Source organism: Aeromonas sp. QDB17 (genome assembly GCF_027705305.1).
Classification (GTDB): Bacteria; Pseudomonadota; Gammaproteobacteria; order Enterobacterales; family Aeromonadaceae; genus Aeromonas; species Aeromonas caviae.
The window spans coordinates 13,075-37,745 of sequence record NZ_JAPDBP010000011.1 but is presented as its reverse complement, the minus strand read 5'-3'; the positions used below and the strand labels follow the sequence as shown (position 1 = coordinate 37,745).

Annotated in this window: 22 protein-coding genes; 11 read left to right on the top strand and 11 right to left on the bottom strand. The window is 62.9% G+C overall.

The window, feature by feature from the left end:
* Nucleotides 1-73 precede the first annotated feature (73 nt).
* Nucleotides 74-1,225: a GGDEF domain-containing protein gene (locus tag OKC41_RS10915; RefSeq protein WP_167825243.1), complete on the top strand. Its 1,152-nt coding sequence runs from the start codon at nt 74-76 to the stop codon at nt 1,223-1,225.
* On the opposite strand, the gene OKC41_RS10910 is transcribed toward OKC41_RS10915, so the two are convergent.
* The 3 genes from OKC41_RS10910 to OKC41_RS10900 form a co-directional block, all read right to left on the bottom strand.
* Complete coding sequence (locus OKC41_RS10910; RefSeq protein ID WP_201894528.1) at nt 1,207-2,190, bottom strand: hydrolase; 984 nt, start codon at nt 2,188-2,190, stop codon at nt 1,207-1,209. The two genes, OKC41_RS10915 and OKC41_RS10910, sit on opposite strands and share 19 nt — an antisense overlap.
* A 59-nt stretch (nt 2,191-2,249) precedes the next feature.
* Nucleotides 2,250-3,149 carry a chemotaxis protein gene (locus tag OKC41_RS10905; protein WP_201894527.1) on the bottom strand — a complete coding sequence of 300 codons (900 nt, stop codon included), beginning with the start codon at nt 3,147-3,149 and terminating at the stop codon, nt 2,250-2,252.
* Nucleotides 3,150-3,287: 138 nt separating this feature from the next.
* Nucleotides 3,288-3,974: a hypothetical protein gene (locus tag OKC41_RS10900; RefSeq protein ID WP_201894526.1), complete on the bottom strand. Its 687-nt coding sequence runs from the start codon at nt 3,972-3,974 to the stop codon at nt 3,288-3,290.
* Nucleotides 3,975-4,013: 39 nt separating this feature from the next.
* Between OKC41_RS10900 and OKC41_RS10895 the strand changes: the two genes are divergently transcribed.
* Nucleotides 4,014-4,220 carry a YheV family putative zinc ribbon protein gene (locus tag OKC41_RS10895; protein ID WP_010673247.1) on the top strand — a complete coding sequence of 69 codons (207 nt, stop codon included), beginning with the start codon at nt 4,014-4,016 and terminating at the stop codon, nt 4,218-4,220.
* A gap of 146 nt (nt 4,221-4,366) precedes the next feature.
* Nucleotides 4,367-5,005: a peptidylprolyl isomerase gene (locus OKC41_RS10890; protein ID WP_201894525.1), complete on the top strand. Its 639-nt coding sequence runs from the start codon at nt 4,367-4,369 to the stop codon at nt 5,003-5,005.
* A 64-nt stretch (nt 5,006-5,069) separates the two neighbouring features.
* Here OKC41_RS10890 and OKC41_RS10885 read toward each other — a convergent pair whose 3' ends face one another.
* Nucleotides 5,070-5,285 (bottom strand): SlyX family protein, encoded by a 216-nt coding sequence (locus OKC41_RS10885; protein ID WP_010673249.1) that lies wholly within the window; start codon nt 5,283-5,285, stop codon nt 5,070-5,072.
* Nucleotides 5,286-5,299: 14 nt separating this feature from the next.
* The gene (locus tag OKC41_RS10880) at nt 5,300-6,268 is read right to left on the bottom strand and encodes a WD40 repeat domain-containing protein (RefSeq protein WP_201894524.1); all 969 of its coding nucleotides are present in this window, start codon (nt 6,266-6,268) and stop codon (nt 5,300-5,302) included.
* Between the two features lie 119 nt (nt 6,269-6,387).
* On the opposite strand from OKC41_RS10880, the gene fkpA reads away from it, so the two are divergent.
* Together fkpA and OKC41_RS10870 are read left to right on the top strand one after the other, a co-directional pair.
* Nucleotides 6,388-7,197: an FKBP-type peptidyl-prolyl cis-trans isomerase gene (gene fkpA / locus OKC41_RS10875; RefSeq protein ID WP_029313875.1), complete on the top strand. Its 810-nt coding sequence runs from the start codon at nt 6,388-6,390 to the stop codon at nt 7,195-7,197.
* 148 nt (nt 7,198-7,345) lie between these two features.
* Nucleotides 7,346-8,749: a sigma-54 dependent transcriptional regulator gene (locus tag OKC41_RS10870; RefSeq protein WP_039040075.1), complete on the top strand. Its 1,404-nt coding sequence runs from the start codon at nt 7,346-7,348 to the stop codon at nt 8,747-8,749.
* Between the two features lie 69 nt (nt 8,750-8,818).
* On the opposite strand, the gene OKC41_RS10865 is transcribed toward OKC41_RS10870, so the two are convergent.
* The 3 genes from OKC41_RS10865 to OKC41_RS10855 form a co-directional block, all read right to left on the bottom strand.
* Complete coding sequence (locus OKC41_RS10865; RefSeq protein WP_201894523.1) at nt 8,819-9,685, bottom strand: tetratricopeptide repeat protein; 867 nt, start codon at nt 9,683-9,685, stop codon at nt 8,819-8,821.
* 99 nt (nt 9,686-9,784) lie between these two features.
* A complete protein-coding gene (locus OKC41_RS10860) occupies nt 9,785-10,120 on the bottom strand; it encodes a hypothetical protein (RefSeq protein ID WP_010673254.1) in 336 nt (111 codons plus the stop codon).
* A gap of 115 nt (nt 10,121-10,235) precedes the next feature.
* Nucleotides 10,236-10,574 carry a DUF2956 domain-containing protein gene (locus OKC41_RS10855; RefSeq protein WP_041211201.1) on the bottom strand — a complete coding sequence of 113 codons (339 nt, stop codon included), beginning with the start codon at nt 10,572-10,574 and terminating at the stop codon, nt 10,236-10,238.
* Between the two features lie 248 nt (nt 10,575-10,822).
* On the opposite strand from OKC41_RS10855, the gene ushA reads away from it, so the two are divergent.
* Nucleotides 10,823-12,493 carry a bifunctional UDP-sugar hydrolase/5'-nucleotidase UshA gene (gene ushA, locus OKC41_RS10850; protein ID WP_041211202.1) on the top strand — a complete coding sequence of 557 codons (1,671 nt, stop codon included), beginning with the start codon at nt 10,823-10,825 and terminating at the stop codon, nt 12,491-12,493.
* Between the two features lie 192 nt (nt 12,494-12,685).
* Here the strand turns inward: ushA and OKC41_RS10845 are convergent, their stop codons facing one another.
* Nucleotides 12,686-13,540, bottom strand: coding sequence for a Tim44 domain-containing protein (locus OKC41_RS10845; RefSeq protein WP_010673257.1), 855 nt, complete (start codon nt 13,538-13,540; stop codon nt 12,686-12,688).
* A gap of 421 nt (nt 13,541-13,961) precedes the next feature.
* Here OKC41_RS10845 and dnaB point away from each other — a divergent pair, with 421 nt between their 5' ends.
* Nucleotides 13,962-15,356 (top strand): replicative DNA helicase, encoded by a 1,395-nt coding sequence (gene dnaB, locus OKC41_RS10840; protein ID WP_039040054.1) that lies wholly within the window; start codon nt 13,962-13,964, stop codon nt 15,354-15,356.
* A gap of 134 nt (nt 15,357-15,490) precedes the next feature.
* Nucleotides 15,491-16,564, top strand: coding sequence for an alanine racemase (gene alr, locus OKC41_RS10835; protein WP_201894522.1), 1,074 nt, complete (start codon nt 15,491-15,493; stop codon nt 16,562-16,564).
* A gap of 157 nt (nt 16,565-16,721) precedes the next feature.
* Here the strand turns inward: alr and putA are convergent, their stop codons facing one another.
* Nucleotides 16,722-20,669 (bottom strand): trifunctional transcriptional regulator/proline dehydrogenase/L-glutamate gamma-semialdehyde dehydrogenase, encoded by a 3,948-nt coding sequence (gene putA, locus OKC41_RS10830; RefSeq protein ID WP_201894521.1) that lies wholly within the window; start codon nt 20,667-20,669, stop codon nt 16,722-16,724.
* A gap of 398 nt (nt 20,670-21,067) precedes the next feature.
* On the opposite strand from putA, the gene OKC41_RS10825 reads away from it, so the two are divergent.
* Nucleotides 21,068-21,505: a VOC family protein gene (locus OKC41_RS10825; RefSeq protein ID WP_041211205.1), complete on the top strand. Its 438-nt coding sequence runs from the start codon at nt 21,068-21,070 to the stop codon at nt 21,503-21,505.
* A 122-nt stretch (nt 21,506-21,627) separates the two neighbouring features.
* Here OKC41_RS10825 and fumC read toward each other — a convergent pair whose 3' ends face one another.
* On the bottom strand, nt 21,628-23,019 hold the full coding sequence (gene fumC, locus OKC41_RS10820; RefSeq protein ID WP_201894520.1) for a class II fumarate hydratase: 1,392 nt from the start codon (nt 23,017-23,019) through the stop codon (nt 21,628-21,630).
* A gap of 122 nt (nt 23,020-23,141) precedes the next feature.
* On the opposite strand from fumC, the gene OKC41_RS10815 reads away from it, so the two are divergent.
* Nucleotides 23,142-23,570, top strand: a complete 429-nt coding sequence (locus OKC41_RS10815) for a MarR family winged helix-turn-helix transcriptional regulator (protein ID WP_039040059.1) — start codon at nt 23,142-23,144, stop codon at nt 23,568-23,570.
* A 36-nt stretch (nt 23,571-23,606) separates the two neighbouring features.
* On the top strand, nt 23,607-24,668 hold the full coding sequence (locus tag OKC41_RS10810) for an HlyD family secretion protein (protein WP_041214625.1): 1,062 nt from the start codon (nt 23,607-23,609) through the stop codon (nt 24,666-24,668).
* The last annotated feature ends 3 nt before the right edge of the window (nt 24,669-24,671 follow it).

The following is a 24,671-nucleotide window of genomic DNA, read 5'->3' as shown; positions in this document are numbered from 1 at the left end:
AGTGGGTTGCGGATATTGTCGGTGTCTGGTCGGCAAGCGCAAGGGATTTGTCTCGTTTTGCACGAGGGTTGCCATGCAATCCATTGACGCACGCCGACCCTCCAGTCAATTCGAACAGCACCTGTTCGATGCCCGCCGTCGCGCCCTGAGCGCCGGTTTGCGCTGGTACTGGGTCATCAATCTCATCGCCCTCGTATTTCTGCTGACCCGCTTCTACATCTATCGGGATGCACACCTGGTACTGGTCGGCAACCTGCCCTGGTCATACAAATGGCAGCTCTTTGCCATGATAGGTGTTGGCCTGCTGCTGCCGCTCGGGTGGGGCTGGCTCTCCCGTCAATCCCATGCCATCTGGCTGGTGTCCCTGTGCGTCTGTGCCCTGGCCTGGGGGCTGGCCTGGGCCATGGTGGGTTACACCATCTCGATCGTCGACTTGAAGGGGGGCTTCAGTTTCATTTTCAACATGGTCAGTCTGTTGCTGCTGACCGGTCTCGTCGCCGCGTATTGCGATGTGCGGCTGTTTTACGCACTGGTTTCTGTCCCCCTGCTGTTCTTGTTGGTGAGAGCCTCCTGGAGTCCTGAGCCCTTTGTTCTGGTCAACACCATCGTGGTCGGGGTCTTGCTGGTGGTGCTGGAGACGGGGCGGCGCATGCTCAACGGCTGGTTCGAGCTTGCGGTGTCAAGGGAACACGACAACCTGATGCTGGCAAACAAGATGAATGCCATGGCCAACCGGGATCCCCTGACCGGCATAGCCAACCGTCGCCACTTCGATCAGGCGTGCAAGCGTGCCATTGCGCAAGGCACCACCCAGGATGTACCGCTCACCGTGATCCTGCTCGATGTGGATTTCTTCAAGCGCTACAACGATCGCTATGGTCATCAGGCGGGGGATGAGTGCCTGATCCTAGTGGCCGAGTGCCTGGAGGAGAGTGTGCGGGAGCCCGGCGATCTGGTGGCGCGCTACGGGGGAGAGGAGTTCGTGGTGTTGCTGCAGGAGACGACGCTGGCCGGTGGCCAGGAGGTGGCGGAGCGCATTCGCGCCACTCTGGCGGCCAGGGCTCTGCCCCATGAGGATTCCGACGTTTCCCCCCACCTCACCCTGAGCCAGGGGATAGCCCAGTGGCGAACCGGGGAGAGCCTCGTCATGTTGCTCGAGCGGGTTGATGGCGCCCTCTATCAGGCCAAGGAGGAGGGGCGCAACGGTTATCGGCTCGCACCCTGAGTCTGCTCCCGCAACCACTGGCTGATGCGCTCATCCAGCCAGAAGCGGGGGCGCCAGGGAGAGCCGTGCAGGAAGCCCACGTGGCCGCCCTGGCGGCTCAGCTCGTAGCGCACCAGAGGGGAGAGCTGCTCTGCCGCCGGAATGACGGCATCGGTCATGAAGGGATCGTCGGCGGCGTGAATGATGAGGGTCGGGATGGGAATGCGGGCCAGCAGGCCCAGGCCGGAGCAGGTCTGGTAGTAGTGATCGGCGCTTTCGAAACCATGGAGCGGTGCCGTCACCAGCTCGTCGAACTCCCTCAGTGTGGCGATGCGGGTGATCTGGGCCGGCTGCCAGCGCGCCCGTGCTGCGCTCTGGCGCCGGATCTTGCTTTGCAGGTTGGTTCGCATGGTGCGCAGCAGGTAGTTCTGATAGACCCGTGAGAAGCCCTGATTGACCCGATCGGCACAGCTTGCCAGTTGCAGCGGGGCCGACACTACCACCGCCGCCTTCAATGGTGCCGGGCAGGCCCGCGCCAGCAGATTGACCAGCATGTTGCCCCCCAGGGAATAGCCGATGGCGACCAGGGGGCGGCCAGGAAAACGTCGCCCCAGCTCGGCAATCACCGCCTGGGCGTCCTCGATGGCGCCGGAGTGATAGGCCTGCAGCAGCCGGTTCGGCTCGCCACTGCACCCCCGAAAGTGCATCAGCACCGCCTCGTTCCCTTGCCGCTGCAGGTGGGCAAAGAGCCCCTTGGCATAGTGGGAGTGAATGCTCCCCTCCAGTCCGTGGAATACCACCACCAGGGGTTGTTCATCCTGGCCGGGTTCGCCGCTCCAGGCCAGATCGACGAAATCGCCGTCCGGGAGTTCGAAGCGCTCCTGGATGAAGCGGGCAGGCGAGCGGCGCAGCCACTTGGGCAAAATGGTTTGCAGATGGGGGTTGCGGGCCCACCAGGGGGCGTGGAAGTGGCTTTCTGTCAACATGCAACGACTCGGAAGAGCAGGGAGGAAAAGGGGCGGCGAGCCCTTGGCTCGCCGCGACATCAGGCCAGCAGACGATCGTGGTGCTCGGCGCCGCGCAGCATGGCCTGGATCAGTTCGTTGGCTTCAAACTTGGTGAGCGCCTCGTGGGCGCCGACCTGATGTGCCCGCTCCACGCTGATCTCGCTGGAGAGGGAGGTGTGCAGGATGATGTAGGCTCCCGCCAGCTTGGCATCGCTCTGCACCTCGAAGGCCAGCTCGTAACCATCCAGCCCCGGCATCTCGATATCGCTCACCAGGATGTCTATCCGCGTGCCCTGGGAGACCCGGCTCTGCATCAGGGTGAGGGCGTCGCGTCCGTTGGTGCAGACCTCGTAGGGGATGTTGATGTAATCGAGCGCCGCCATGAGCTGGCGACGGGCAACGGAGGAGTCGTCCACCAGCAGGATCCGCATCGGCTTGAGCCGCTCGCGCTGCACGTCGGTCAGCACGGGGTAGAGATGGCTGGGATCGTCCGGATAGACCCGTGACAGGATGAGCTCCACATCCAGCAACTGGATCAGCTGATCTCCCACCCGGGTCACGCCGGTGACGAAGACGTTCTGTCCCAAGGAGGGAGGGGGCGGCTCGATGTCACGCCAGTTGCACTCGGTGATCTTGTCGATGCCCCGCACCAGAAAGCCCACCAGGGTGCGGCGGCAATCGGTGATGATGATGAAGCAGTGGGGCATCTCCTCCCGGGTGATGGGGCGGTAGCCCACGGCCATGGCCATGTCGATCACCGGGATGGTGGTGCCGCGCATGCTGGCGGCCCCGAGCACGGTGGGATGGGATTGTGGCAGGGCGGTGAGCTGGGTGTAGGGCACGATCTCCTTCACCTTGAGGGTACCGATGGCGAAGGATTGTCTGGCAGAGAGGTGGAACAGCAACATGCCCTGGGATTGGTTGGCCTTGCTCGTCATGGCGGATGTCCTGTTGATCTAGTCGGTGACGGTCAATCGGGTGTTCAGCATAAAGGATGGTGACATGAATGGCTCCTTTGTTGTTAGCGGCGGTGAGCCGCAAAACTGGATTTCTTTTGCCATCCTTTTATGCCTCTCTTATCGGGTCGCGGACGGCTGAGGGGAGAGGGGCGCCCCGAGCCATTGCAGATGAGCCTCGGCCAGCGCGCTTTCATCCCGATAACCCAGCCTGCTCACCACCTGTGACGGCGTACTGCCGCTTCGCAGCAGGCGAATCCCCTGCAACAGTTGCCACTGATCCTGCAGTGCCCGGGCGTCCGGACCCTCGAGACCGCGAGTGCCCAGCAGGGTCTGCCAGGCTGCCACGCTATCCGGCTGTGCTCTGGCCAGGGCTTGCCAGGCGTCTTGCAGTGCCTGATCCCCCAGGGACGCGATGGTGCAGCCGTGCAACTCATCCCCCACCACCTGCAGCCGCTGCCCATAGGGGCCTTGCCAGTCGCGGGGGCGTGACCAGGCCGCCAGGCTGTCCAGCAGTGCGTCCATCAACGGGCTTGCCTGCAACCAGCCAGCCTGGGCGGGCTGGGGCACCCGCACGGAGCAGGCCAGCAGATCATGCTGGCAGCCAGCCAGAGGGGTGAAGGCGGCGAGGGCATCGGCACAGAGCCAGAAGTGGCTGCCAGGTGTCAGCAGCAGCTCATGGGCACCCAATTTCAGCAGCGCCACCCCCTGGGTGACGCGCAGCAATTGGCCCATGGGGGAGCGCTTGCGGGGGCCGACCTGAAGGGTGGAAGTGGAAAAATGCTGATATTCGATGGCGTGATGCATGTAAAAACCCTGATATGATGCTGCCTGGAGGTAACAAAAATGGAAACCAGACGTAAAAAACGCTTCATTGCCGGGGCAGTTTGCCCGGCGTGCGGCAAGATGGACACCATGATGCTGTATATGGAGCATGGAGTCGAGAAGGTGACCTGTGTCGAGTGCGGGGATACCCAGGTGCAGACCCAGGAGCAGGTGGACAAGGCGACGCGCGAGGCGGAGCAGGTGATAGGGGTGTTTCGTCCCGAGTGAGTGCCATGCCTCAAGGTGATGGTACGCCGGTCAGGCTGGTCGCTGTTGATGACTTTTTCATCACACTGAAGCCGGGCCGACCATATGCTTGTCTGCCTTTTTGAGGTATTCTGAGCCCGTTTTTTTCTATCCGCAGGATCCCTGACATGAAAGTAGCTCCCCTGAGCGTGGTTACGCTGGAATACACGGTCACCGACGAACACGGTGAAGTCATCGACACCACTGTCGGTAAAGAGCCGCTGGTGTATCTGCACGGTACCCGTTACCTGGTCTCCGGCCTCGAAGCCGAGCTGGAAGGTCGCAGCGTGGGCGAGGCGTTCGACGTCACCCTGACGCCGAACCAGGCCTATGGCGAGTACGACGAGAATCTGGTGCAGGAAGTGCCCGGCGAGCTGTTCGACGGTATGGAAGTGTCTGAAGGGGATACTTTTGTGGCCGAGACCGACGACGGCCACCGCCCGGTGACCGTCATCGAGGTGTCCGAGGAGTTCATCAAGGTGGACGGCAATCATCCCCTGGCTGGCGTGACCCTGGGCTTCAAGGTCGAGATCAAGGACGTACGTGCCGCGACCGCCGAAGAGCTGGCCCATGGCCATGTGCACGGCGCCGGTGGCTGCGGTCACGATCATGGTCATGACCATGATCACGGCCATGATCACGATCATGACCACGGTGGCTGCTGTGGCGGCCATGGTCACAGCCATGCACACGATCACGGCGACGATCACGGTCACGATGGTTGCTGCGGTGGTGGCGGTTGTGGTGGCAAGGGCCATCAGCACTGATCACGGCCTGGCCGATGATAAAAAAACCCGCGCATGGCGCGGGTTTTTTTATGGCTGGCACTCATCAGTAGTGCGGTGGCGGCGTCTCTTCGGCCATGCTGGCGATCTGGCTCGGCTGTACGCTCTGCAATTTATCCACCAGTAGATGGATCTGGTGTTTGAGCCGGTCCAGCTCGCGACCCTGGGTGGTGACCTCGTCGTTGAGCTGCTCCACCGTGTATTCGGCAAAGGCGAGGCGGCTTTCCAGGGTTTCGAGGCGTTCGTTTAGTTGCTGACTCATGGGCCTTTTGGTCCTTACTTGATAGTCCAGATTTCAGCCAGGCCACTGGAGCTGGCACTGACGAGGTGGTCATTGTCGCGCAAAGCCACGCCATAGACCACAGCGCTCGGCGGTTTCACCTTGGGATGGGGCGAGACGCGCCAGCTCTGCAACGGCTGGCCGTCACTCACCTGCCACAGAGTGAGCTGGCGGGAGGGGGCGCCGGTGATGAGCCAGTTGCCGCCGTTGGCGAAGCGGGCGCTGGTGTAGACCTCAAAGCGGTGATCGTATTGCAACCGGCTGTGCTCCTTGCCGGTTTTGAGATCCCAGATGCTGGCCTGGCGACTGTCTGCGGTGAAGGCGAAGCGTCCGGACGGATCCAGTCTCGCCATCACCACTCGCCCGGCGTGGTTGAAGCGCCACACCACCTGGCCCGTGCGGGTGTCCCACAGATAGGCGCTGTAATCGTTGCCGCCGGTGAGGGCATAGCGACCATTGGGGGAGAGATCCACCGTGTTGACCTGTTCGGTGTGGCCGAGGAATTGCAGCCGGCGTCCGGTCTGGGTGTCGACCACTTCCGCCTTGCCGTCTTCACGGCCGATGAGCACCTGGCGGCCATCCGCCGAGATCGCCGCATCGCGCAGGGGGGATTCTGGCAGGGAGTAGTAGCCCTGAGAGCGGCCATCCTGCAAGCGCCAGATGGCGAAGGTGTGCTGGGTGGCGGTGATGGCATGGCTGTCATCGGGGGAGAAGCGGGTCAGGGTGACGAACTCTTCCTGGTCGTCGCTCTGGCGCCAGCGCCAGCGCTCCTTGCCCTGTTCCAGATCCCACACCACAGTGCCCTGACTCAGGCTGGAGACGAGCGCGAGCTTGCCGGAACTGGCGAGATCCGCGCTCAGCAGACCCTGGTTGGTGAGGCGGATCTGCTGGCTGGGAAGTGAGCGTTGTTCGCACCCCGTCAGCATCAGGCAAATACCGATGAGATAAATGGCACTTTTGATCATTTTTCCTGTCTCATGCTTTCGTTACCTGCGATCACGGCGTTAGTATAAGGCGCTTATCACGATAAACCTCTCATTTCACGAAGGAACCGAGAGCGGTATTTAGAGTTTTGGAGAAACTGATGAACAATTTTCTGAAGGTGTCCCTGTTGGCTGCGGCGGTTGCCGTCGGTCTGACTGCTTGCCAAAAAGATGAGAAACCTGCTGCGACCAACACCGCAGAGGTCAAGGCAGAAGCCAGCAAGCCGGCAGAGGCCCCCAAGGCTGAGGCCAAGAGCTTTGAAGAGCAATCCGGCTATGCGATCGGCCTCTCCATGGGTCGTTATATCGCCAATACCCTGGAGCGCCAGCAGGAGCTCGGCATCAAGCTGGACAACACCGTGATCCTGAAGGGTGTCACCGACGGTCTGGGCAAAGAAGCCAAGATGACCGACGAGGAGATCCAGAAGGTTCTGCAGGAATACGACGCCAAGATCAACGAGCTGACCAAGGCGAAGGCCGACAAGGATGCCGTGGAAAACCTGAAGAAGGGTGAAGAGTTCCTGGCTGCCAACGCCAAGAAAGAGGGCGTGAAGAGCACCGAGTCCGGCCTGCAATATCAGGTCGAGAAGATGGGTGACGGCGCCAAGCCGAAGGCCACCGACATCGTCAAGGTACACTACACCGGTACCCTGACTGATGGCACCAAGTTTGACAGCTCCGTCGATCGCGGCGAGCCGGCTACCTTCCCGCTCAACCAGGTGATCCCGGGCTGGACCGAAGGGGTGCAACTGATGCCGGTCGGCTCCAAGTTCAAGTTCTTCCTGCCGTCCAAGCTGGCCTATGGCGAGCACGGTGCAGGTTCCATCCCGGCCAACGCCGTGCTGGTATTTGACGTAGAGCTGCTGGCCATCGAAAAACCGGCTGCCGATGGCGACAACGCCAAGAAATAAGCTCAAAGCACCATAAAAACGGCTCCCCAGGGAGCCGTTTTTGCTTGTGTATTGTCGCAATCCCCCGGATAAAGCGATGAGGCCGTCTTGAGTGTGTGGCGGCTAGCCCCCAGAATAGACAACAAAATCAAGCGCAAGGATGGATCTCGTGGCTGAAAGCAAACCCCGTGTCCTGTTGGTGGAAGATACCCGCAGTCTGGCGGTCGTCTATGAGCAGTATCTGGCCCAGGATGGCTACGAGGTGCAGCTGGCAGATTGTGGCCAGCAGGCTTTGGCACAATTGCTGGCAAGCCCGCCCCCCGTGGTGCTGCTCGACCTGGAGTTGCCCGACATGTCCGGCATGGACATCTTGCAGCAGATCACTGAGCGGCAGCTGCCCTGCTCCGTGGTGGTGATCACCGCTCACGGCTCGGTGGATGTGGCGGTGGAGGCGATGCGGTTCGGGGCCTTCGATTTTCTCACCAAGCCGTTCGATGGCAAGCGCCTGTGCGCCACGGCGCGCAATGCCCTGAAGCACCAGCAGCTCAGCTCGCTGGTGGCCCAGTATCGGGAAAACTTCGAGCGCAGCTCCTTTGCCGGTTTCATTGGCGCCTCCATGGCGATGCAGGCGGTCTATCGCATCATCGAGAGCGCGGCGCCGAGCAAGGCAACCGTCTTCATCACCGGCGAGAGCGGCACCGGCAAGGAGGTGTGCGCAGAGGCCATCCACCAGTGCAGCCCGCGTCGGGATCAGCCCTTCATCGCCCTCAACTGCGCCGCCATTCCCCATGACCTGATGGAGAGCGAGATCTTCGGCCACGTGAAGGGGTCGTTTACCGGTGCCCAGGGGGATCGCAAGGGGGCGGCCAGTCTGGCGGACGGCGGCACCCTCTTCCTCGACGAGATCTGCGAGATGGATCTCGACCTGCAGAGCAAGCTGCTGCGTTTCATCCAGACCGGCACCTTGCAGCGGGTCGGCAGCGGCAAGCTGGAGACGGTGGATGTGCGCTTTGTTTGCGCCACCAACCGGGATCCCCTGGTGGAGGTCAAGGCCGGACGGTTTCGTGAAGACCTTTACTACCGCCTGCACGTGATCCCGCTGGCGCTGCCCCCCCTGAGGGAGCGGGGAGAGGACATCCTGCTGCTGGCCCGGGAGTTGCTGCTGCGTTATGCCGGTGAGGAGAACAAGCGGTTCAGGGATTTTGATGCGGACGCAGTGCAGGTGCTGCTCGACTACCCCTGGCCCGGCAACGTGCGCGAGCTGCAAAACGTGGTGCGCAACATAGTGGTGCTCAACGATGGCGAGCTGGTGAGCCCGGATATCCTGCCACCTCCCCTCAACGGGGGGCGTACCCTGGCCCCGGAGCCTGCGGTCGGGATCGCGGATCCCCAGTCAGAATCCGTGGTCGTTCGCAGGCAGGTCCGTCCGCTCTGGCAGGTGGAAAAGGAGGCCATCGAACAGGCCATCGCCAGTTGTGACGGCAACATCCCCAAGGCGGCGGCCCTGCTGGAAATAAGCCCCTCCACGATTTATCGCAAGAAGCAGGGCTGGGAAGAGGCGAGTCCGGCCTGAGCCGTCACCTCTGCTCCCGGGCAGACATGCTGATGTGCGGGGCGGCCAATTGGCCGCCCCGCACGCTTATCAGAGTTTGGCGAGCAGCTTGAGCCTGGCCAGTCGTTCTGCCTCGTTGGCGGTGAACCAGCCATCCTGTGACAGCAGAAACCAGGCGCGGGCAAAGTACTCGGTCGCCGCGGGATCATTGAGCACGAGTGCATTCTCTCCCAGCTCCTCGAACACATAGCCATCCTCGGGGGTGCCTGCGGCGGCCATGTCGTCGCGCAACTGCGCCAGTTCGGCCATGGCCTGTTCATGGCGATCCTGGGCCCGGCTCAGGCGCGCCAGACTCCAGCGGGCGATAAAGGCTTTGCCCTGGTTGTTGTGCTGCTCGTGCCAGGCCAGGCACTTTTGCTGACAGGCGATGGCCTCGTCGAGGCGACCCAGCTCGAACAGGGTCCAGCCCTGATTGTTGTAGAGGGTGGCGAGCCAGCCTCGCGTCCGCTTGTCGTGACTGCGCTCGGCCAGGGTCATCGCCAGCTGGTGCCAGTGGCTTTGCTCCTCCAGGGGGGCGGCGATGGCCACCATGTGGGCCGCATCGATGGCCAGATAGTGCTCTTCGTACTGCTCTCCCAGTTGCCAGGCCTGTTCAAACAGGGCTCTGGCGCTGGCCATGTCACCGGCGGAGTTGAAGGTGCGGCCACGCTCCAGCAAGGCGCGCAGGCGGGCCCGTGGAGTCGCCTCGGTGAGGCGGGGTTCTATCTCGTCGAGCAGCTGGTGCGCCTGTGCAAACTTGCGTTGCAGTGAATGGGTGCGGGCTATCTGGGTGAGGAGCTCCAGCTCCCATTGCAGGTTGGTGGCACGCGCCTCGGGCAGCAGTGCTTGAAAACGCTGGGCGCTGGCAACGGGATCCTGATAATCCCACAGTGCCATGAAATCGGGCGGATTGTTCATCTGGCCTCCATGCCGGTTATCCGCCCACCAAGATGCCTGAAGGCCATTCTTTGTACAAGAAGGGGGGGCTGGTGCCATCGTGACGCCAGCGCTTGCCGATCAGTAGACCATGGCAAGGCTCATCAGCATCAGACCCAGGGCAGCAAAGGCTCCCTCCTTGATAGCCAGGCGCGGTACCAATGCCTTGGGCAGGGCAGGGAACAGGCTCAGGGCAAAGCCGAACCCCGGCATCAGCCAGTGGAAAGCAGGGCTTCGCAGGGCGGGATCCGCAGCGCCATTGATGACGATGAGCAGGATAAAGAGAGTGAAGGCGGGCAGGATAAACCAGCGGGCATGGCCGGCGGCAACCGCCCGCAGTGGCGAGATGCGATAGAGCACCAGGGTCACGAGGAAGAGGGCGAGGGGAGCCAGCAGATAGAGCGGGGCCGGATTCATGATGAGTGTCTCCTGACAAGGGGGGCAGAGTGTAGGCAGTCCGGGTGGGGAATGACCAGTCCCCCGCGCCCGGGCTGTGAAGCGGATCGCAGGGCAAAGGTTTGCCTGGGCAGGATCAGCGGAACCAGAACCAGAGCACGGCAAATACCAGCCAGCTCAGCACCAGCAGGATCCAGGGCAGCGGGTGCTGGCGGGTGAGCTCGATGACCTCGGCTTCGCTCTCCTCTTCCCGTGTCTCTTGGGAAGAGTGCCTGGCTTTGGCTTGCAGTTTCTTCTGGCGGCTGGCTTCGCGGGCCTTCGCTTTCATCTGTTTCTTGTATTCGTCTATGCCCTTCTGGATCCCCTGGGCGATGAGCTGGGTTTGCTCCTTGGTCTGCCCCGGCTTCTGGTTGGCACGGGCGATCTTCATCGCCTCCTGCTGGGTTTCGGGGGAAATTTTGTCGTACTTGGCCATTCCAGGCACTCCTTGGCATTGATTGGCGGGCAGTATGCCATAACCGTTACCGGCGGGCTGCCATCATGGGGGAAATTGCTCTGTGAGTGGGGGGCCTCTGTTCCAAATAGGGGAAACAGGTTGCGTGGATGATCACATTTGGCGGAATTTGTGAGTCGCCGATGAAAAACCGTCACATGTTGTTTGTTATATTACCGCCCGATCCTGGATAGGGTCGTCCAATAACAAAATAACAAGGTGATATGGAAATGAATTATAAATTTGTCAAAGGAAGTATCGCACTGGCAGTGCTTGCCGCATTGAGCGGCTGCAATACCTCAAGCAACGACAGCGTCGCCCCCTGCACCGAAAATGTCTGCAAGCTGACCATTTTGCATACCAATGATACCCACGGTCGTTTCTGGCACAACGACAAGGGCGAATATGGCATGGCGGCCCAGAAGACCCTGGTCGAGCGGCTGCGTGCCGAGGCGAAAGCGGCGGGCAGCGAAGTGCTGGTGCTCTCCGGCGGTGACGTCAACACCGGGGTGCCAGAGTCGGATCTGCAGGATGCAGAGCCGGACTTCATGGCCATGAACAGCATCCGTTACGATGCCATGGCGGTGGGCAACCACGAGTTCGACAACCCCCTGACCATCCTCGAGAAACAGCGTCAGTGGGCCCAGTTCCCGATGATCTCCGCCAACATCTATGACAAGACGAGCGGCAAGCGCTACTTCGATCCCTACAAGGTGTTCAAGCTGGAGAGCGGCCTCAAGGTCGCCGTGCTGGGTCTGACCACAGAGGACACCGCCCAGCTGGTGGATCCCAACAACGTCCAGACCCTGGAGTTCCGCGATCCGACCACGGAAGCCGCCAATCTCGGCAAGCAGATCCGCGACAACAAAGAGGCGAACCTGGTTCTTGCCATCACCCACATGGGCCATTACGAGAATGGTCAGCACGGCAGCAACGCACCGGGTGACGTGGAGATGGCCCGTGCGCTGCCGGCAGGCACCCTGGACGCCATCATCGGTGGTCACTCCCAGAACCCGGTCTGCATGGAGCCGGGCACCCCGGACAAGTACGCCGACTTCAAGCCGGGCGACGACTGCCAGCCGGATCAGCAGAACGGCACCTGGATCATGCAGGCTCACGAATGGGGCAAGTATGTGGGTCGTGCCCAGTTTGACTATCAGAATGGCAAGCTGACCCTGACCCAGTACGATCTGATCCCGGTCAACCTGAAGAATGCGGACGGTGATTTCATTCAGGAAGAGATCGTCAAGGATCCCGAGCTCTACAACACCCTGCTCACCTATCAGGAGAAGGGACAGCAGGAGCTGGGTGTGGTCATCGGTGCCACCGATGGCGTACTGGACGGTGAACGCGCCAACGTCCGCAACAAGCAGACCAACCTGGGTCGTCTCATCACCACCGCGACCGCCGAGAAGCTGAGCACCGACTTTGGCATCGTCAACTCCGGCGGGGTGCGTGCCTCCATCGCGGCAGGGGACATCAGCTACCGTGACGTGCTGACCGTGCATCCGTTCGGCAACACCGTCAACAAGGCGACCATGAGCGGCAACGAACTGCTGACCTACCTGGGTCAGGTCGCGACCAAGACCGCCAATACCGGTGGCTATGCCCAGTTCGGCGGCATCAAGATGACGGTAGATTGCCAGGCCAAGAGCGTGGACATCGCCACCATCGGCGGCAAGGCCTTCGATCCGGCGGCAACCTACAGCTTCTCCATCCCGAGCTTCAGCGCGGCCGGTGGTGACGGTTATCCGAAGATCGACACCATCAATGCCGGTCTGGTGGATGCCGGTGTGCTGAAGGATTATATCGCGGCGAAGAAGACCATTCAGGTCGCCGATTATCAGCCGGCAGGCGAGGTCAGCTATATCAACTCCACCTCGGTAGAGGGTTGCAAATAATCCCTGCACCCCGAGCCAATAAAAAAGAGAGGCAGCCATGGCTGCCTCTCTTTTTATTTTCAATGTCATCAGCAGTGTCTCTCGGGAAATATATCCGGCCACGGGAGCTGCCTCGAAATAGGGCATGACACGATCTGATGGCAATAAAAAGGCGACCCTGAGGTCGCCTTGATGAAATGGGTCGGTTGAACCTTAGAGCTGCTCGATGCCGACGATATGCCAGGGGGCATTGTCCTTGGCGAGATCACGCTCGAGGTGCCACACCTCCTTGATATCCTCCTCGACCTGCTCCTGACGGTCCATGTAGCGGCCGCTGAAGCGCACGCTCACCTGGGCCCAGTCGCTGCCGTAGTCGGCACGGACCAGCTGGGTGTCCACGTACATCACCTCGGTGTGCTGCTCACCGGAGAGCTCGGCGCGTTCGGCCTTGAGGTGCTCGAACAGCTCGGGGCTCACGTACTCGCGGATCTTCTCCAGGTCGTTCTTGTTCCAGGCCTCTTGCAGGGTGCGGTAGTGATCGCGGGCACCGGCCAGGAAGCCGTTCATGTCAAAGCCCGGGGGCAGACGGAAGGGCACGTCGCTGTCGGCAAAACCGGTGGCCTGCGGGGCGCTGTGGCTCTGCTCGAACTGCTGGGGGGCCGCGCTCTGGGGCGGTTGATAGCCCGCATAGGCTGTCTGTGGCTGGGCCGCTGCCGCCTTGTTCCTGCGCAGGGCTCGGAACAGGAAGACACCGCCCAGTGCCAGCAGGGCGATCAGCAGGAAGTCCATCCCTTGCAGACCTTCGAAGGCGCCGCTGCCCAGCAGGTAGGCAAACAGGCCGCCGGCCAGCAGACCACCCAGCAGGCCGCCCATCATGCCGCCTTTCTTGGGTGCCTGGGCGCCCACTGTCGGGTTCTTGGTGTCGACCGGCTTGGCCGCAGGTTGGGCCGGGGCCGTCTTGTAGCTCTTGCCAAAGGATTTGCCGCCACCAAGTTTCTTGGCCTCGGCGATGGGTGCCCCAAGGCCAATGGCCAGGATCAGGGCAAACAGGGTCAGCATCTTTTTCATTTTGACTCTTTCACTCTCATGTAGGTGGGGGCATGCTCTGCTTGTGCAAGCTCAGCGAGGCGCATGGCAGGCTGCCAGTCCCTTTTTGTGTTGCAGCTTGCGGGTATGATTATCACGGATGGCATGAATTATTCATGAACAGATTGAGTCGTCCGACAGGGGAGGCGCCCATGAAACACAGACGGCCGAGTCGCTCGGTGCGCAGGCTGCGCAACAAACAAAGAGCAAGAACGAAGGATCAGACCCTGGTCTGGCCCTTTCTCGTACTGTGAGGCAGGTCTGCGGCGCACAAGTGGATGACGCTGACGAGGCCTGGGTCCCGTCTTGTCGCCGGATGCGATGACGGGACGTATTAGCACTCGCGATGGCGGGGTTTCTTTTGTAAAATTCCCGTCCCCTTCCCGCTGCGGTTTTTATGTGTATGGCAGAGCAAGTGACGGCGAAAAAAGACGCCAAGACACAACAGCTGAAAGTACCTCCCCACTCTTTTGAGGCCGAACAGTCCGTACTGGGCGGCCTGATGCTGGACAACGAGGCCTGGGATCGGGTCGCCGAACGGGTGATCGACAAGGATTTCTACAGCCGCCCGCACCGCCTGATCTTCCAGGCCATGACCCGCCTCTCCAACGCGGGCAACCCCATCGACCTCATCACTCTGCAGGAGGAGCTCGAGCGCTCCGAGCAACTGGAAGAGGCCGGTGGCTTCGCCTATCTGGTGGAGATCGCCAAGAACACCCCGAGTGCCGCCAACATCAGTGCCTACGCCGAGATCGTGCGTGAGCGGGCGGTAGTGCGGGAGATGATCTCGGTCGCCAACGAGATAGTCGAAGCGGGCTACGAGCCCCAGGGGCGTACCTCCAACGATCTGCTGGACTTGGCCGAGAGCAAGGTATTCCAGATCGCCGAACAGCGCACCAGCGCCAACGAGGGCCCCCAGCCGCTCAAGCTCATCCTCGAGCAGACCGTCGACAAGATTGAAGAGCTGTTCAAGACCCCCCACAACGGGGTGACCGGCGTATCGTCCGGCTACAACGATCTGGACAAGATGACCGCCGGCCTGCAGCGTTCGGATCTGGTCATCGTCGCCGCCCGTCCTTCCATGGGCAAGACCACCTTTGCCATGAACCTGTGCGAGCACGCGGCCCTCACCGCCGACAAGCCGGTGCTGATCTTCTCCCTCGAGATGCCCTCCGAGCAGATCATCATGCGTATGCTCGCCTCGGTGGGGCGCATCGACCAGACCAAGGTGCGGACCGGCCAGCTCGACGACGAGGATTGGGCGCGGCTCTCCTCCACCATGGGGCTGTTGCTGGAGAAGGGGAAGATGTACATCGACGACTCCTCCGGCCTCACCCCGACCGAAGTGCGCTCGCGCGCCCGTCGGGTGGCGCGGGACAACGGCGGCATCAGCATGATCATGGTGGACTACCTGCAACTGATGCGGGTGCCGGCCCTGTCTGACAACCGTACTCTGGAAATCGGTGAAATCTCCCGCTCCCTCAAGGCGCTGGCGAAAGAGTTGCAGTGCCCCGTGGTGGCGCTCTCCCAGCTCAACCGAAGCCTGGAACAGCGGGCTGACAAGCGCCCGGTCAACTCGGATCTGCGGGAATCCGGCTCCATCGAGCAGGATGCGGACTTGATCATGTTCATCTACCGCGACGAGGTCTATCACGACGACAGCCCCGACAAGGGGATCGCCGAGATCATCATCGGCAAGCAGCGTAACGGCCCGATAGGACGAGTGCGGCTCACCTTCCAGGGTCAGTTCTCGCGTTTTGACAACTACGCGGGCCCGGCGTTTGACGATGACTACTAAGTCGGGAGCCTGCTCCCGGCATCCATAAACAGTTTTCCCGGTTCGACAATTCTGCCGGTCCGGCCTTAGACGATGAGATTTGAGGGCTGACACCACCCGGTGCCTGATTATCATGCCCTCGTAAGGGAAAACAGATGAAAGCGGCTATCGCCCAGATCAATACAGCGGCCCTGCGCCACAACCTCGCTGTGGTCAAACGCCACGCCCCCCAATGCAAGATCATTGCCGTGGTCAAGGCCAACGCCTACGGTCACGGCCTGCTGCCGGTCGCCCGCACCCTGGTGGATGCGGACGCCTACGCGGTGGCCCGCATCGAAGAGGCGCTGATGCTGCGCTCCTGCGCCGTGGTCAAGCCCATCGTGCTGCTGGAGGGCTTCTTCAGCGCCGCCGACCTGCCGGTGCTGGCGGCCAACAACCTGCAGACCGCGGTGCACACCTGGGAGCAGCTCGAAGCGTTGGAGCAGGCGGACTTGCCCTCTCCCGTGGTGGCCTGGCTCAAGCTCGATACCGGCATGCACCGCCTCGGGGTACGGGCCGAGGAGATGCCCGCCTTTATCGAGCGCCTCGGCAAGTGCAAGAACGTGGTGCAGCCGTTCAACGTCATGACCCACTTCAGCCGCTCCGATGAGCTGGAACAGCCCACTACCCGCGAGCAGATCGACCTGTTCAGCCAGCTGACTACGCCGCTCAAGGGCGAGCGGGCCATGGCCAACTCGGCGGGCATCCTGGCCTGGCCGGATTCCCACTGCGATTGGATCCGCCCCGGCGTCATCCTCTACGGCGTCTCCCCCTTCCCTAATACGGTGGCGGCCGATTACGACCTGCAGCCGGTGATGACCCTCAAGACACAACTGATCGCGGTGCGGGATCACAAGGCGGGCGAGCCGGTGGGTTATGGCGCCAACTGGGTGTCGGATCGCGATACCCGGCTCGGGGTGATTGCCATCGGCTATGGCGACGGTTATCCGCGCATGGCCCCCAACGGTACGCCAGTGCTGGTCAATGGCCGCATCGTGCCCCTGGTGGGTCGCGTCTCCATGGACATGACCACGGTGGATCTCGGCCCCGACGCCACCGACAAGGCCGGCGACGAGGCGGTGCTCTGGGGTGAGGGGCTGCCGGTAGAGCGGGTGGCCGACCAGATCGGCACCATTCCCTATGAGCTCATTACCAAACTCACCTCCCGCGTCTTTATGGAGTACGTGTAGGCGAGTCGCCCCTCATCCCCAACCCTTCTCCCGCGAGGGGAGAGGGGAGAACAAAAAGGCCGCCCCGACAAGGGCGGCCTTTTTCATGGGCGTGTCCCATAGACGAAAGAACAAGCCCCGCATCGGCGGGGCTTGAGTCTCCGTCACTATGTGGCGCTTAGCCTATGGTCATCAGGCTGGCGTTGCCACCGGCGGCGGCGGTGTTGACCGAGAGGGCGTGCTCGATGAGCAGGCGCTCCAGCGGGATGTCGGTCTCGCCGCGATGCAGGCCGTGCACACCGATGATGGCGCCGTTACGGGCTGCCTGGCGCGCGGCGGCGAGCTTGCTCACCTCCCGCAACTGATCCGAGTCGCCGTGGTGCAGCAGGGCATCGAAGTCCGTCTCTCCCGTGGCCCAGTCCGCCACCAGCGCGATGGGATCCTGCACCTCGGTCGGCAGGGAAGAGAGCAGGGAGCGTGTCTGGGCATCGTCCGGCAGCAGCACCTTGCTGCCGACCGCCAGACAGGCGGCCAGCTGGGCCAGCAGGTCGGCCTTCTCCTGGGCAAGACAGAGCACCCGTTCCCGGGGAAGCAGGCTGTAGCTGTTACGCTCGCCGGTGGGGCCGGTCAGCAGCTGGGTACGGCCGCTCTGGGAGAGCGCGGCGTAGTGATCGCACAGGGCGGCGAGGGCCGGATCCTGCTTGCTCGCCCAGTCGCGCAGGGCCACGAGGGGGGCTCTCGCCTCGGCATGCAGGGCACCGGACTCCTGGTGCAGCTGGTTGGCCACCGCCTCCTGGGGACGGGCGCCGAGCAGGCGATACATGTAGAGCGGGCCACCGGCCTTGGGACCGGTGCCGGAAAGCCCTTCCCCACCGAAGGGTTGCACCCCGACCACGGCGCCCACGATGTTGCGGTTGACGTAGAGGTTGCCCACCTTGGCCACGTTCACCACCTGGGCGATGGTCTCGTCGATGCGGGTATGAACACCCAGGGTCAGGCCGTAGCCGCTGCCGTTGATCTGCTCGAGCAACTCCCCGAGCCGGGTGCGCGGGTAGCGGACCAGGTGCAGCACAGGGCCGAACACTTCGCGTCCCAGTTCGTCCAGGCTGTCGAGCTCGATCAGGGTCGGCAGCACGAAGGTGCCGCGGCTGCAGGCATCCCCCTGGGTGCGAGCGATCTGGTGCACCTTGCGCCCCTTGTCGCCCATGGCCTTGATGTGGCGCTCGATGTTGGCCTTGGCCTCGGCGTCGATGACGGGGCCGATGTCGGTGGAGAGGTGCTCGGGGCTGCCGACCTTGTACTCGGCCATGGCGCCCTTGAGCATCCGGATCACCCGATCCGCCACGTCATCCTGCACGCACAGCACTCGCAGGGCGGAGCAGCGCTGACCGGCGCTGTCGAACGCCGAGGAGATGACATCCATCACCACCTGTTCGGTCAAGGCGGAAGAGTCGACGATCATGGCGTTCTGGCCGCCGGTCTCGGCGATGAGGGGAATGGTGCGGCCCTGGGCGTCGAGGCGACCGGCCAGGTTGCGGGAGATGATGCCCGCAACCTCGGTGGAGCCGGTGAACATGACGCCGCGCACCCGTTCGTCCGCGATGAGCGCCGCGCCCACGGTCTCACCACGGCCCGGCAGCAGTTGCACCGCACCGGCGGGAACCCCCGCTTCCAGCAGGATGCGCACCGCTTGTGCTGCGATGAGGGGGGTCTGCTCGGCAGGCTTGGCCAGCACCGTATTGCCGGCGGCCAGGGCCGCGCACACCTGGCCGCTGAAGATGGCCAGCGGGAAGTTCCAGGGGCTGATGCAGACCACGGGGCCGAGCGGTCTGTGGGTGTCGTTGGCGAAGTGGTTGCGCGCCTGGGCGGCGTAGTAGCGCAGGAAGTCCACCGCTTCGCGCACCTCGGCGATGGCGTTGGCGAAGGTCTTGCCGGATTCGCGAACCAGCAGGCCCATCAGGGGTTGCAGTTCGGATTCCATCAGGTCGGCGGCCCTGTCCAGCACGGCGGCCCGCTCGGCTGGCGGGGTGGACTGCCAGATCTGGCCGCTCGTGAGGGAGCAGGCGAGCGCCTTGTCCACCAGCGCTACCGTGGCTTCGCTCACCTGACCGACGACATCGCGGTGATCCGCCGGGTTGAGCACGGGCTGGAACTGGGGCGGCGCCTCGGTGTCGCAACCCAGCATGGGCACGGCCTGATAGGCGGTGTTGGTGCTGGCGAGCAGGGCGGCGGAGAGGGACCCCAGGCGGTGCTCGTTCGCGAGATCCAGACCTGCGGAGTTCGGGCGCGCCTCGCCGTAGAGATCCCGGGGCAGGGGGATGCGCGGATGGGGCAGACCCAGGGTCCCTTCACGGGCGGCCATCTGCTCGATCTGCTGCACCGGATCCTGCACCAGATCCGAGAGGGAGATGTTGTTGTCCGCGATGCGGTTGACGAATGAGGTGTTGGCCCCGTTCTCCAGCAGGCGGCGCACCAGGTAGGCGAGCAGGGTCTCGTGGCTGCCTACCGGTGCATAGATGCGGCAGGGGCGACCCAGCTTGCCGTCGGCCACCTTGCCGACCACCTGTTCGTAGAGCGGTTCACCCATGCCGTGCAGGCACTGGAACTCGTACTGACCCGGGTAGTAGTTCTGACCCGCCAGCTGATAGATGGCAGACAGGGAGTGGGCGTTGTGGGTGGCGAACTGGGGATAGATGGCCTCGGGCACCGCCAGCAGCTTGCGGGCGCAGGCGAGGTAGGAGACGTCCGTGTAGGGCTTGCGGGTATAGACCGGGTAGCCTTCCAGCCCTTCCTGCTGGGCGCGCTTGATCTCGCTGTCCCAGTAGGCGCCCTTCACCAGACGGATCATCAGGCGGTGACGGCTGCGCTTGGCGAGATCGATGACGTAGTCGATCACATAGGGGCAGCGCTTCTGGTAGGCCTGGATGACGAAACCGATGCCGTTCCAGTCGGCGAGGGACGGATCGAAGCAGAGCTTCTCCAGCAGATCGAGGGAGATCTCCAGGCGATCGGCCTCCTCGGCGTCGATGTTGATGCCGATGTCATACTGCCTGGCGAGCTGGGTCAGGCCCAGCAAGGTGGGGTAGAGCTCCTCCATGACGCGATCGTACTGGGCGCGGCTGTAGCGCGGATGCAGGGCGGAGAGCTTGATGGAGATACCCGGCCCCTCGTAGATGCCGCGACCGTGGGAGGCCTTGCCGATGGCGTGGATGGCCTGCTCGTAGGAGGCCAGATAGCGTTTGGCGTCCTCCTCGGTCAGGGCCGCTTCCCCCAGCATGTCGTAGGAGTAGCGGAACCCTTTGCTCTCCATGCCGCCAGCGTTCGCCAGCGCCTCGGCGATGGTCTCGCCGGTGACGAACTGTTCACCCATCAGGCGCATCGCCATGTCGACGCCCTTGCGGATGAGCGGCTCACCCCCCTTGCCGATGAGTCCCTTGAGGGAGCTGTTCATGCCCGCCTCGTTGTGGGTGGCCACCAGCTTGCCGGTGATGAGCAGACCCCAGGAGGCCGCGTTGACGAACAATGAGGTGCTCTGGCCCAGGTGCTGGCTCCAGTTGCCGCCGCTTATCTTGTCGCGGATGAGGGCATCCCGGGTCGCCTTGTCGGGGATGCGCAGCAGCGCCTCCGCCAGGCACATCAGGGCCACACCTTCCTGGGAGGAGAGGGAGAACTCCTGAAGCAGCCCCTGCACCAGGCCCTGACGGCCGCTGGCGCTCTTCTGGTTGCGCAGCTTCTCGGCGATGCCCATGGCCAGCTTCTGGGTCGCGTCAGCCTTCTCCTTGGGCAGACGGGCCTGCTCCAGCAGCATGGGGACGGCTTCGGTCTCGGGGCGGCGATAAGCCCCCGTGATGGCGGCCCGCAGCACGGACTGGGGCAGAATGCTCTCGGCAAACTCGAGGAAGACCTGGATGCCCTGCTCGGTCAGGGTTTCGACGGCCTCTTCCCCGGCGGCGGCAGCCAGCCCGGAGTGCTCGGGCGGGGTCAGACCGCGATCCAGTTGCTCCAGATAGGTGAAGATGGCTTGCTTGATCAGCCAGTGGGGAGTGCGATCCAGGGTCTGCGCAGCCTGTTTGAGGCGGTCGCGGGTCGCTTCATCGAGTTTGACGCCGAGGGTGGTAGTGGCCATGGGACTTCCTGTGTCTAGAAGGTAACAATATTACCGGACGGTTAAATTTCGCCGATGATGGTGCAACCAGGTGCAACCTTCAAGCAAGAAATTTTAATGTATTGGTTACATTGTTGAATTGTTAAATGAATCCGGTCTCCATCAGGATCTTTTCAAGCCCGCCGCTTGTCCGCTTTTCACAGCATTATTAATGGGTTGGCAATGCATCTTATGAATAATGATGTGAGGTGCAACCTCTTGTAAATGTGGTTGCACTTTTGGGGGTTAGACCGAGGCGGGGCGGTGATCACGGCTCCCCATGCGGGGAGGGGGACCGGATCGCCACCTGACGGTGCCCCGTGCTCTTCTATGCTGTTAGCTGGCCACAGGGGCCAGCTATCGGTGACAAGGAGAAACCCATGGCGCGTGTCAGTACCTATCTCAATTTTGCCCGGGAGACGGAGGCTGCCTTCCTCTTCTATCGCGAAGTGTTCGGCGGTGACTTCAGCGGCCCCATCCACAGGTTCAAGGAGTCCCCGGGTTGCCCGGGCCAGCCCCCTTTGTCGGAGGAAGACGGGGAGCTGGTGATGCATGTGGCCCTGCCCATCCTTGGGGGCCACGTGCTGATGGGCACGGATGCTCCGGCCAGCATGGGGTTCACCCTGGTACAGGGCAACAACAGCTACCTCAACCTGGAGCCGGACAGCCGGGGCGAGACCGATCGCCTGTTCGCGGCCCTGGCCGAGGGAGGCAAGGTGGAGATGCCGCTGGCGGAGATGTTCTGGGGTGACTATTTCGGATCCCTGGTGGACAAGTTCGGCACCCACTGGATGTTCAACTGCCAGAGCAAGACCTGACGGCAGATCCGCAATGAAAAGGGCGCCATGGCGCCCTTTTCATCTTTCTTGTTCATCACTGTCCCTATTTGCTGCGCCTGCCACCTGCGGTGGTATACCCCATGGGATTACCGTGCGCTGCCTTATGGCGTGCGACCCACCATGTCAGCGGGGATCACCCAGGCATCGAATTGCTCCGCGCTGAGGTGGCCCGAGGCAATGGCCGCCTCCCGCAGACTCAGCCCCTGATGGTGCGCCCGTTTGGCGATCTCGGCCGCCTTGTCATAGCCGATATGGGGGTTGAGGGCCGTCACCAGCATCAGGGAGCGAGAGAGCAGATCGTCGATCCTGGCCTGGTTCGGGGTGATGCCGACGGCGCAGTGGTCGTGGAAGCTCTGCATGCCTTCCGCCAGCAGCCGCACGCTCTGCAGGACGTTGTAGGCGATCATCGGCCTGAACACGTTGAGCTCGAAGTTGCCGCTGGCACCGCCGATGTTGATGGCCACATCGTTGCCCATCACCTGGGCGCAGAGCATGGTGAGGGCCTCGCTCTGGGTCGGGTTGACCTTGCCGGGCATGATGGAGGATCCAGGCTCGTTCTCGGGGATGAGCAGCTCCCCCAGCCCGCTGCGGGGGCCGCTCGCCAGCCAGCGCACGTCGTTGGCGATCTTCATGAGGGAGGCTGCCAGCGTCTTGAGGGCACCGTGGGCGTGAACCTGGGCGTCACTCGCCGCCAGGGCCTCGAACTTGTTGGGGGCGCTCACCAGCGGCAGGCCGGTCTGCTCGGCCAGGGTTCTGGCCACCGCCTCGGCAAAGCCGGGAGGGCAGTTGAGGCCGGTGCCCACGGCGGTGCCGCCGAGCGCCAGCTCGCACAGATGGGGCAGGGCGGCCCGTAGATGGCGCTCCCCCTGTTCGAGCTGGGCGACCCAGCCGGAGATCTCCTGGCCCAGGGTGAGGGGAGTGGCATCCTGCAAATGGGTGCGGCCAATCTTGACGATGTGGTCGAAGGCGGCGGCCTTGCCTGCCAGGGTCTGCTTCAGGGCAGCGAGGGCCGGCAGCGACCGCTGCGTGATGGCGGTGACCGCCGCCAGGTTCATGGCGCTCGGGAAGACATCGTTGCTGGACTGGCTCTTGTTTACCTCGTCGTTGGGATGCACCAGCCGCGCTTCCCCCCGGGGGCCGCCGAGCAGTTCGCTGGCCCGGTTTGCCAGCACCTCGTTGAGGTTCATGTTGGTCTGGGTGCCGGAGCCGGTCTGCCACACCATCAGGGGAAACTCGGCGTCGTGCAGGCCGCGCAGGATCTCGTCGGCAGCGGCCATGATGGCCTGGGCCTTGCGGGCGGGGAGCAGCCCCAGGGCGTGGTTGACCCGGGCGCAGGCGGACTTGATGCGGGCCAGGGCATGGATGATCTCCATGGGCTGGCGCTCCCCCGAGATGTTGAAGTGATGCAGGGAGCGCTGGGTCTGGGCCCCCCAGAGCCTGTCCGCCGGGACGGCTATCTCCCCCAGGCTGTCCCGCTCCATCCTGATATCCATGACGTGTCTCCTGCCGTTGAGGTGGTGGCACCCAGCATGAACCCAAACGGCGGCCGGGGCCAGCTTGCACATGGGTACGCTTTGCATATAATAAGTAAAGCTTACTATATGGGTTGCATATCATGAACAAACAACCGGACACCCTTGGCTTTCTCATCGGCGACGTCCAGCGCCTGATGCGCCGCCAGTTCCAGCAGCAGCTGGAGGGAAGCTGCCTCACCCTGGCCCAGGCCAGGGCTCTGGTGCACATTGCACGCAGCGAGGGCATACGCCAGGTGGATCTCGCCGAGCGGCTGGACATCCAGCCCATCACGCTGGCGCGCCAGCTCGATCAGATGGCCGACAACGGTCTGGTGGAGCGGCGCAACGACCCCAACGACAGGCGTGCCCATCAGCTGTTCCTGACCGAGGGGGCGGAACCCTATCTCGAGAAGATCAAGCAGGCCTCCGCTGTGGTGCATCAGCACGCCATCGGTGAGCTGGGGGAGGCGGGCACCCGCGCCCTCTGCGACGCCCTCAAGACCCTGCGCGACAATCTATCGAAGTATTGATCTCATCTTTATCAGCATTGAATGTGGAGTGTTTCTATGAATGCCGAATCTTCCCCTCCCCAAACGCCGGTGACGAACCGCCGCCGGACCCGTCTGCTTCTGCTGGTGGTGGTACCGGCCCTGGCCCTGCTCGGCATAGGTGCCATCTACATGCTGGGTGGCCGTTATGTCGAGACCGACAACGCCTATGTGAAGGCGGACAAGGTGCCCATCAGTACCGAGGTGCTGGGCCGGGTGGCCAAGGTCTATGTGAATGAGAACGAGCAGGTCAAGGCCGGTCAGCTGATGTTCGAGCTGGATCCCGAGACCTTCCAGGTGGCGGTAACCAAGGCCGAGGCGGAGCTCGCCAAGGTGCGCACCGATCTGGTGGCGCTGCAGACCAGTTATCGCGGCCAGCAGGCGGAGATCGCCGTGGCACGCACCCGCCATGCCTATGCCCTGAAGGAGGAGCATCGCCAGGCGGATCTGGTGGCCAAACACTTCACCTCCACCGCCAACTATGACGATGCCCGTCAGCTCACCATACAGACCGCCCAGCAACAGGTGGCGCTGGAGGAGGGGCTCAAGAAGATAGAGGCCTCCCTGAACGGCGACGTCAACCTGCCGGTGGAGCAGCAGCCCGCCTATCAGGAGGCCGCCGCCGAGCTCGCCAAGGCCAAGCTGGATCTCGCCCGCACCAAGATCTACGCCCCCGCCAACGGCATCGCCAGCCAGCTGCCCAAGCCGGGCCAGTACAGCATCGTCGGCATGACCGCCATGATGCTGGTAGAGACCGACAGCCCCTGGATAGAGGCGAACTTCACCGAAACCGAGCTGACCCATGTTCAGCCGGGGCAGGAGGTGGAGATCAGCCTGGACACCTACCCGAATGCCCATTGGCACGGGGTGGTGGAGAGCCTGAGCCCGGCCACCGGCTCCGAGTTTTCGGTGATCCCGGCCCAGAATGCCACCGGCAACTGGGTCAAGATCGCCCAGCGAGTCGCGGTGCGCATCAAGCTGGACGAAATGGCCTCCGGGCCTACTCTGCGCGCTGGCCTGAGCGCCATCACCAAGATAGACACCGGCCACAAACGCAGCCTGCTGGGCTGGTCATTCTGAGGT

Coding starts and splice junctions, on each gene's coding strand:
- OKC41_RS10915 (WP_167825243.1), top strand. CDS start 74: ATGCAATCCATTGACGCACGCCGACCCTCCAGTCAATTCGAACAGCAC.
- OKC41_RS10910 (WP_201894528.1), bottom strand. CDS start 2,190: ATGTTGACAGAAAGCCACTTCCACGCCCCCTGGTGGGCCCGCAACCCC.
- OKC41_RS10905 (WP_201894527.1), bottom strand. CDS start 3,149: ATGACGAGCAAGGCCAACCAATCCCAGGGCATGTTGCTGTTCCACCTC.
- OKC41_RS10900 (WP_201894526.1), bottom strand. CDS start 3,974: ATGCATCACGCCATCGAATATCAGCATTTTTCCACTTCCACCCTTCAG.
- OKC41_RS10895 (WP_010673247.1), top strand. CDS start 4,014: ATGGAAACCAGACGTAAAAAACGCTTCATTGCCGGGGCAGTTTGCCCG.
- OKC41_RS10890 (WP_201894525.1), top strand. CDS start 4,367: ATGAAAGTAGCTCCCCTGAGCGTGGTTACGCTGGAATACACGGTCACC.
- OKC41_RS10885 (WP_010673249.1), bottom strand. CDS start 5,285: ATGAGTCAGCAACTAAACGAACGCCTCGAAACCCTGGAAAGCCGCCTC.
- OKC41_RS10880 (WP_201894524.1), bottom strand. CDS start 6,268: ATGATCAAAAGTGCCATTTATCTCATCGGTATTTGCCTGATGCTGACG.
- fkpA (WP_029313875.1), top strand. CDS start 6,388: ATGAACAATTTTCTGAAGGTGTCCCTGTTGGCTGCGGCGGTTGCCGTC.
- OKC41_RS10865 (WP_201894523.1), bottom strand. CDS start 9,685: ATGAACAATCCGCCCGATTTCATGGCACTGTGGGATTATCAGGATCCC.
- OKC41_RS10860 (WP_010673254.1), bottom strand. CDS start 10,120: ATGAATCCGGCCCCGCTCTATCTGCTGGCTCCCCTCGCCCTCTTCCTC.
- OKC41_RS10855 (WP_041211201.1), bottom strand. CDS start 10,574: ATGGCCAAGTACGACAAAATTTCCCCCGAAACCCAGCAGGAGGCGATG.
- ushA (WP_041211202.1), top strand. CDS start 10,823: ATGAATTATAAATTTGTCAAAGGAAGTATCGCACTGGCAGTGCTTGCC.
- OKC41_RS10845 (WP_010673257.1), bottom strand. CDS start 13,540: ATGAAAAAGATGCTGACCCTGTTTGCCCTGATCCTGGCCATTGGCCTT.
- dnaB (WP_039040054.1), top strand. CDS start 13,962: ATGGCAGAGCAAGTGACGGCGAAAAAAGACGCCAAGACACAACAGCTG.
- alr (WP_201894522.1), top strand. CDS start 15,491: ATGAAAGCGGCTATCGCCCAGATCAATACAGCGGCCCTGCGCCACAAC.
- putA (WP_201894521.1), bottom strand. CDS start 20,669: ATGGCCACTACCACCCTCGGCGTCAAACTCGATGAAGCGACCCGCGAC.
- OKC41_RS10825 (WP_041211205.1), top strand. CDS start 21,068: ATGGCGCGTGTCAGTACCTATCTCAATTTTGCCCGGGAGACGGAGGCT.
- fumC (WP_201894520.1), bottom strand. CDS start 23,019: ATGGATATCAGGATGGAGCGGGACAGCCTGGGGGAGATAGCCGTCCCG.
- OKC41_RS10815 (WP_039040059.1), top strand. CDS start 23,142: ATGAACAAACAACCGGACACCCTTGGCTTTCTCATCGGCGACGTCCAG.
- OKC41_RS10810 (WP_041214625.1), top strand. CDS start 23,607: ATGAATGCCGAATCTTCCCCTCCCCAAACGCCGGTGACGAACCGCCGC.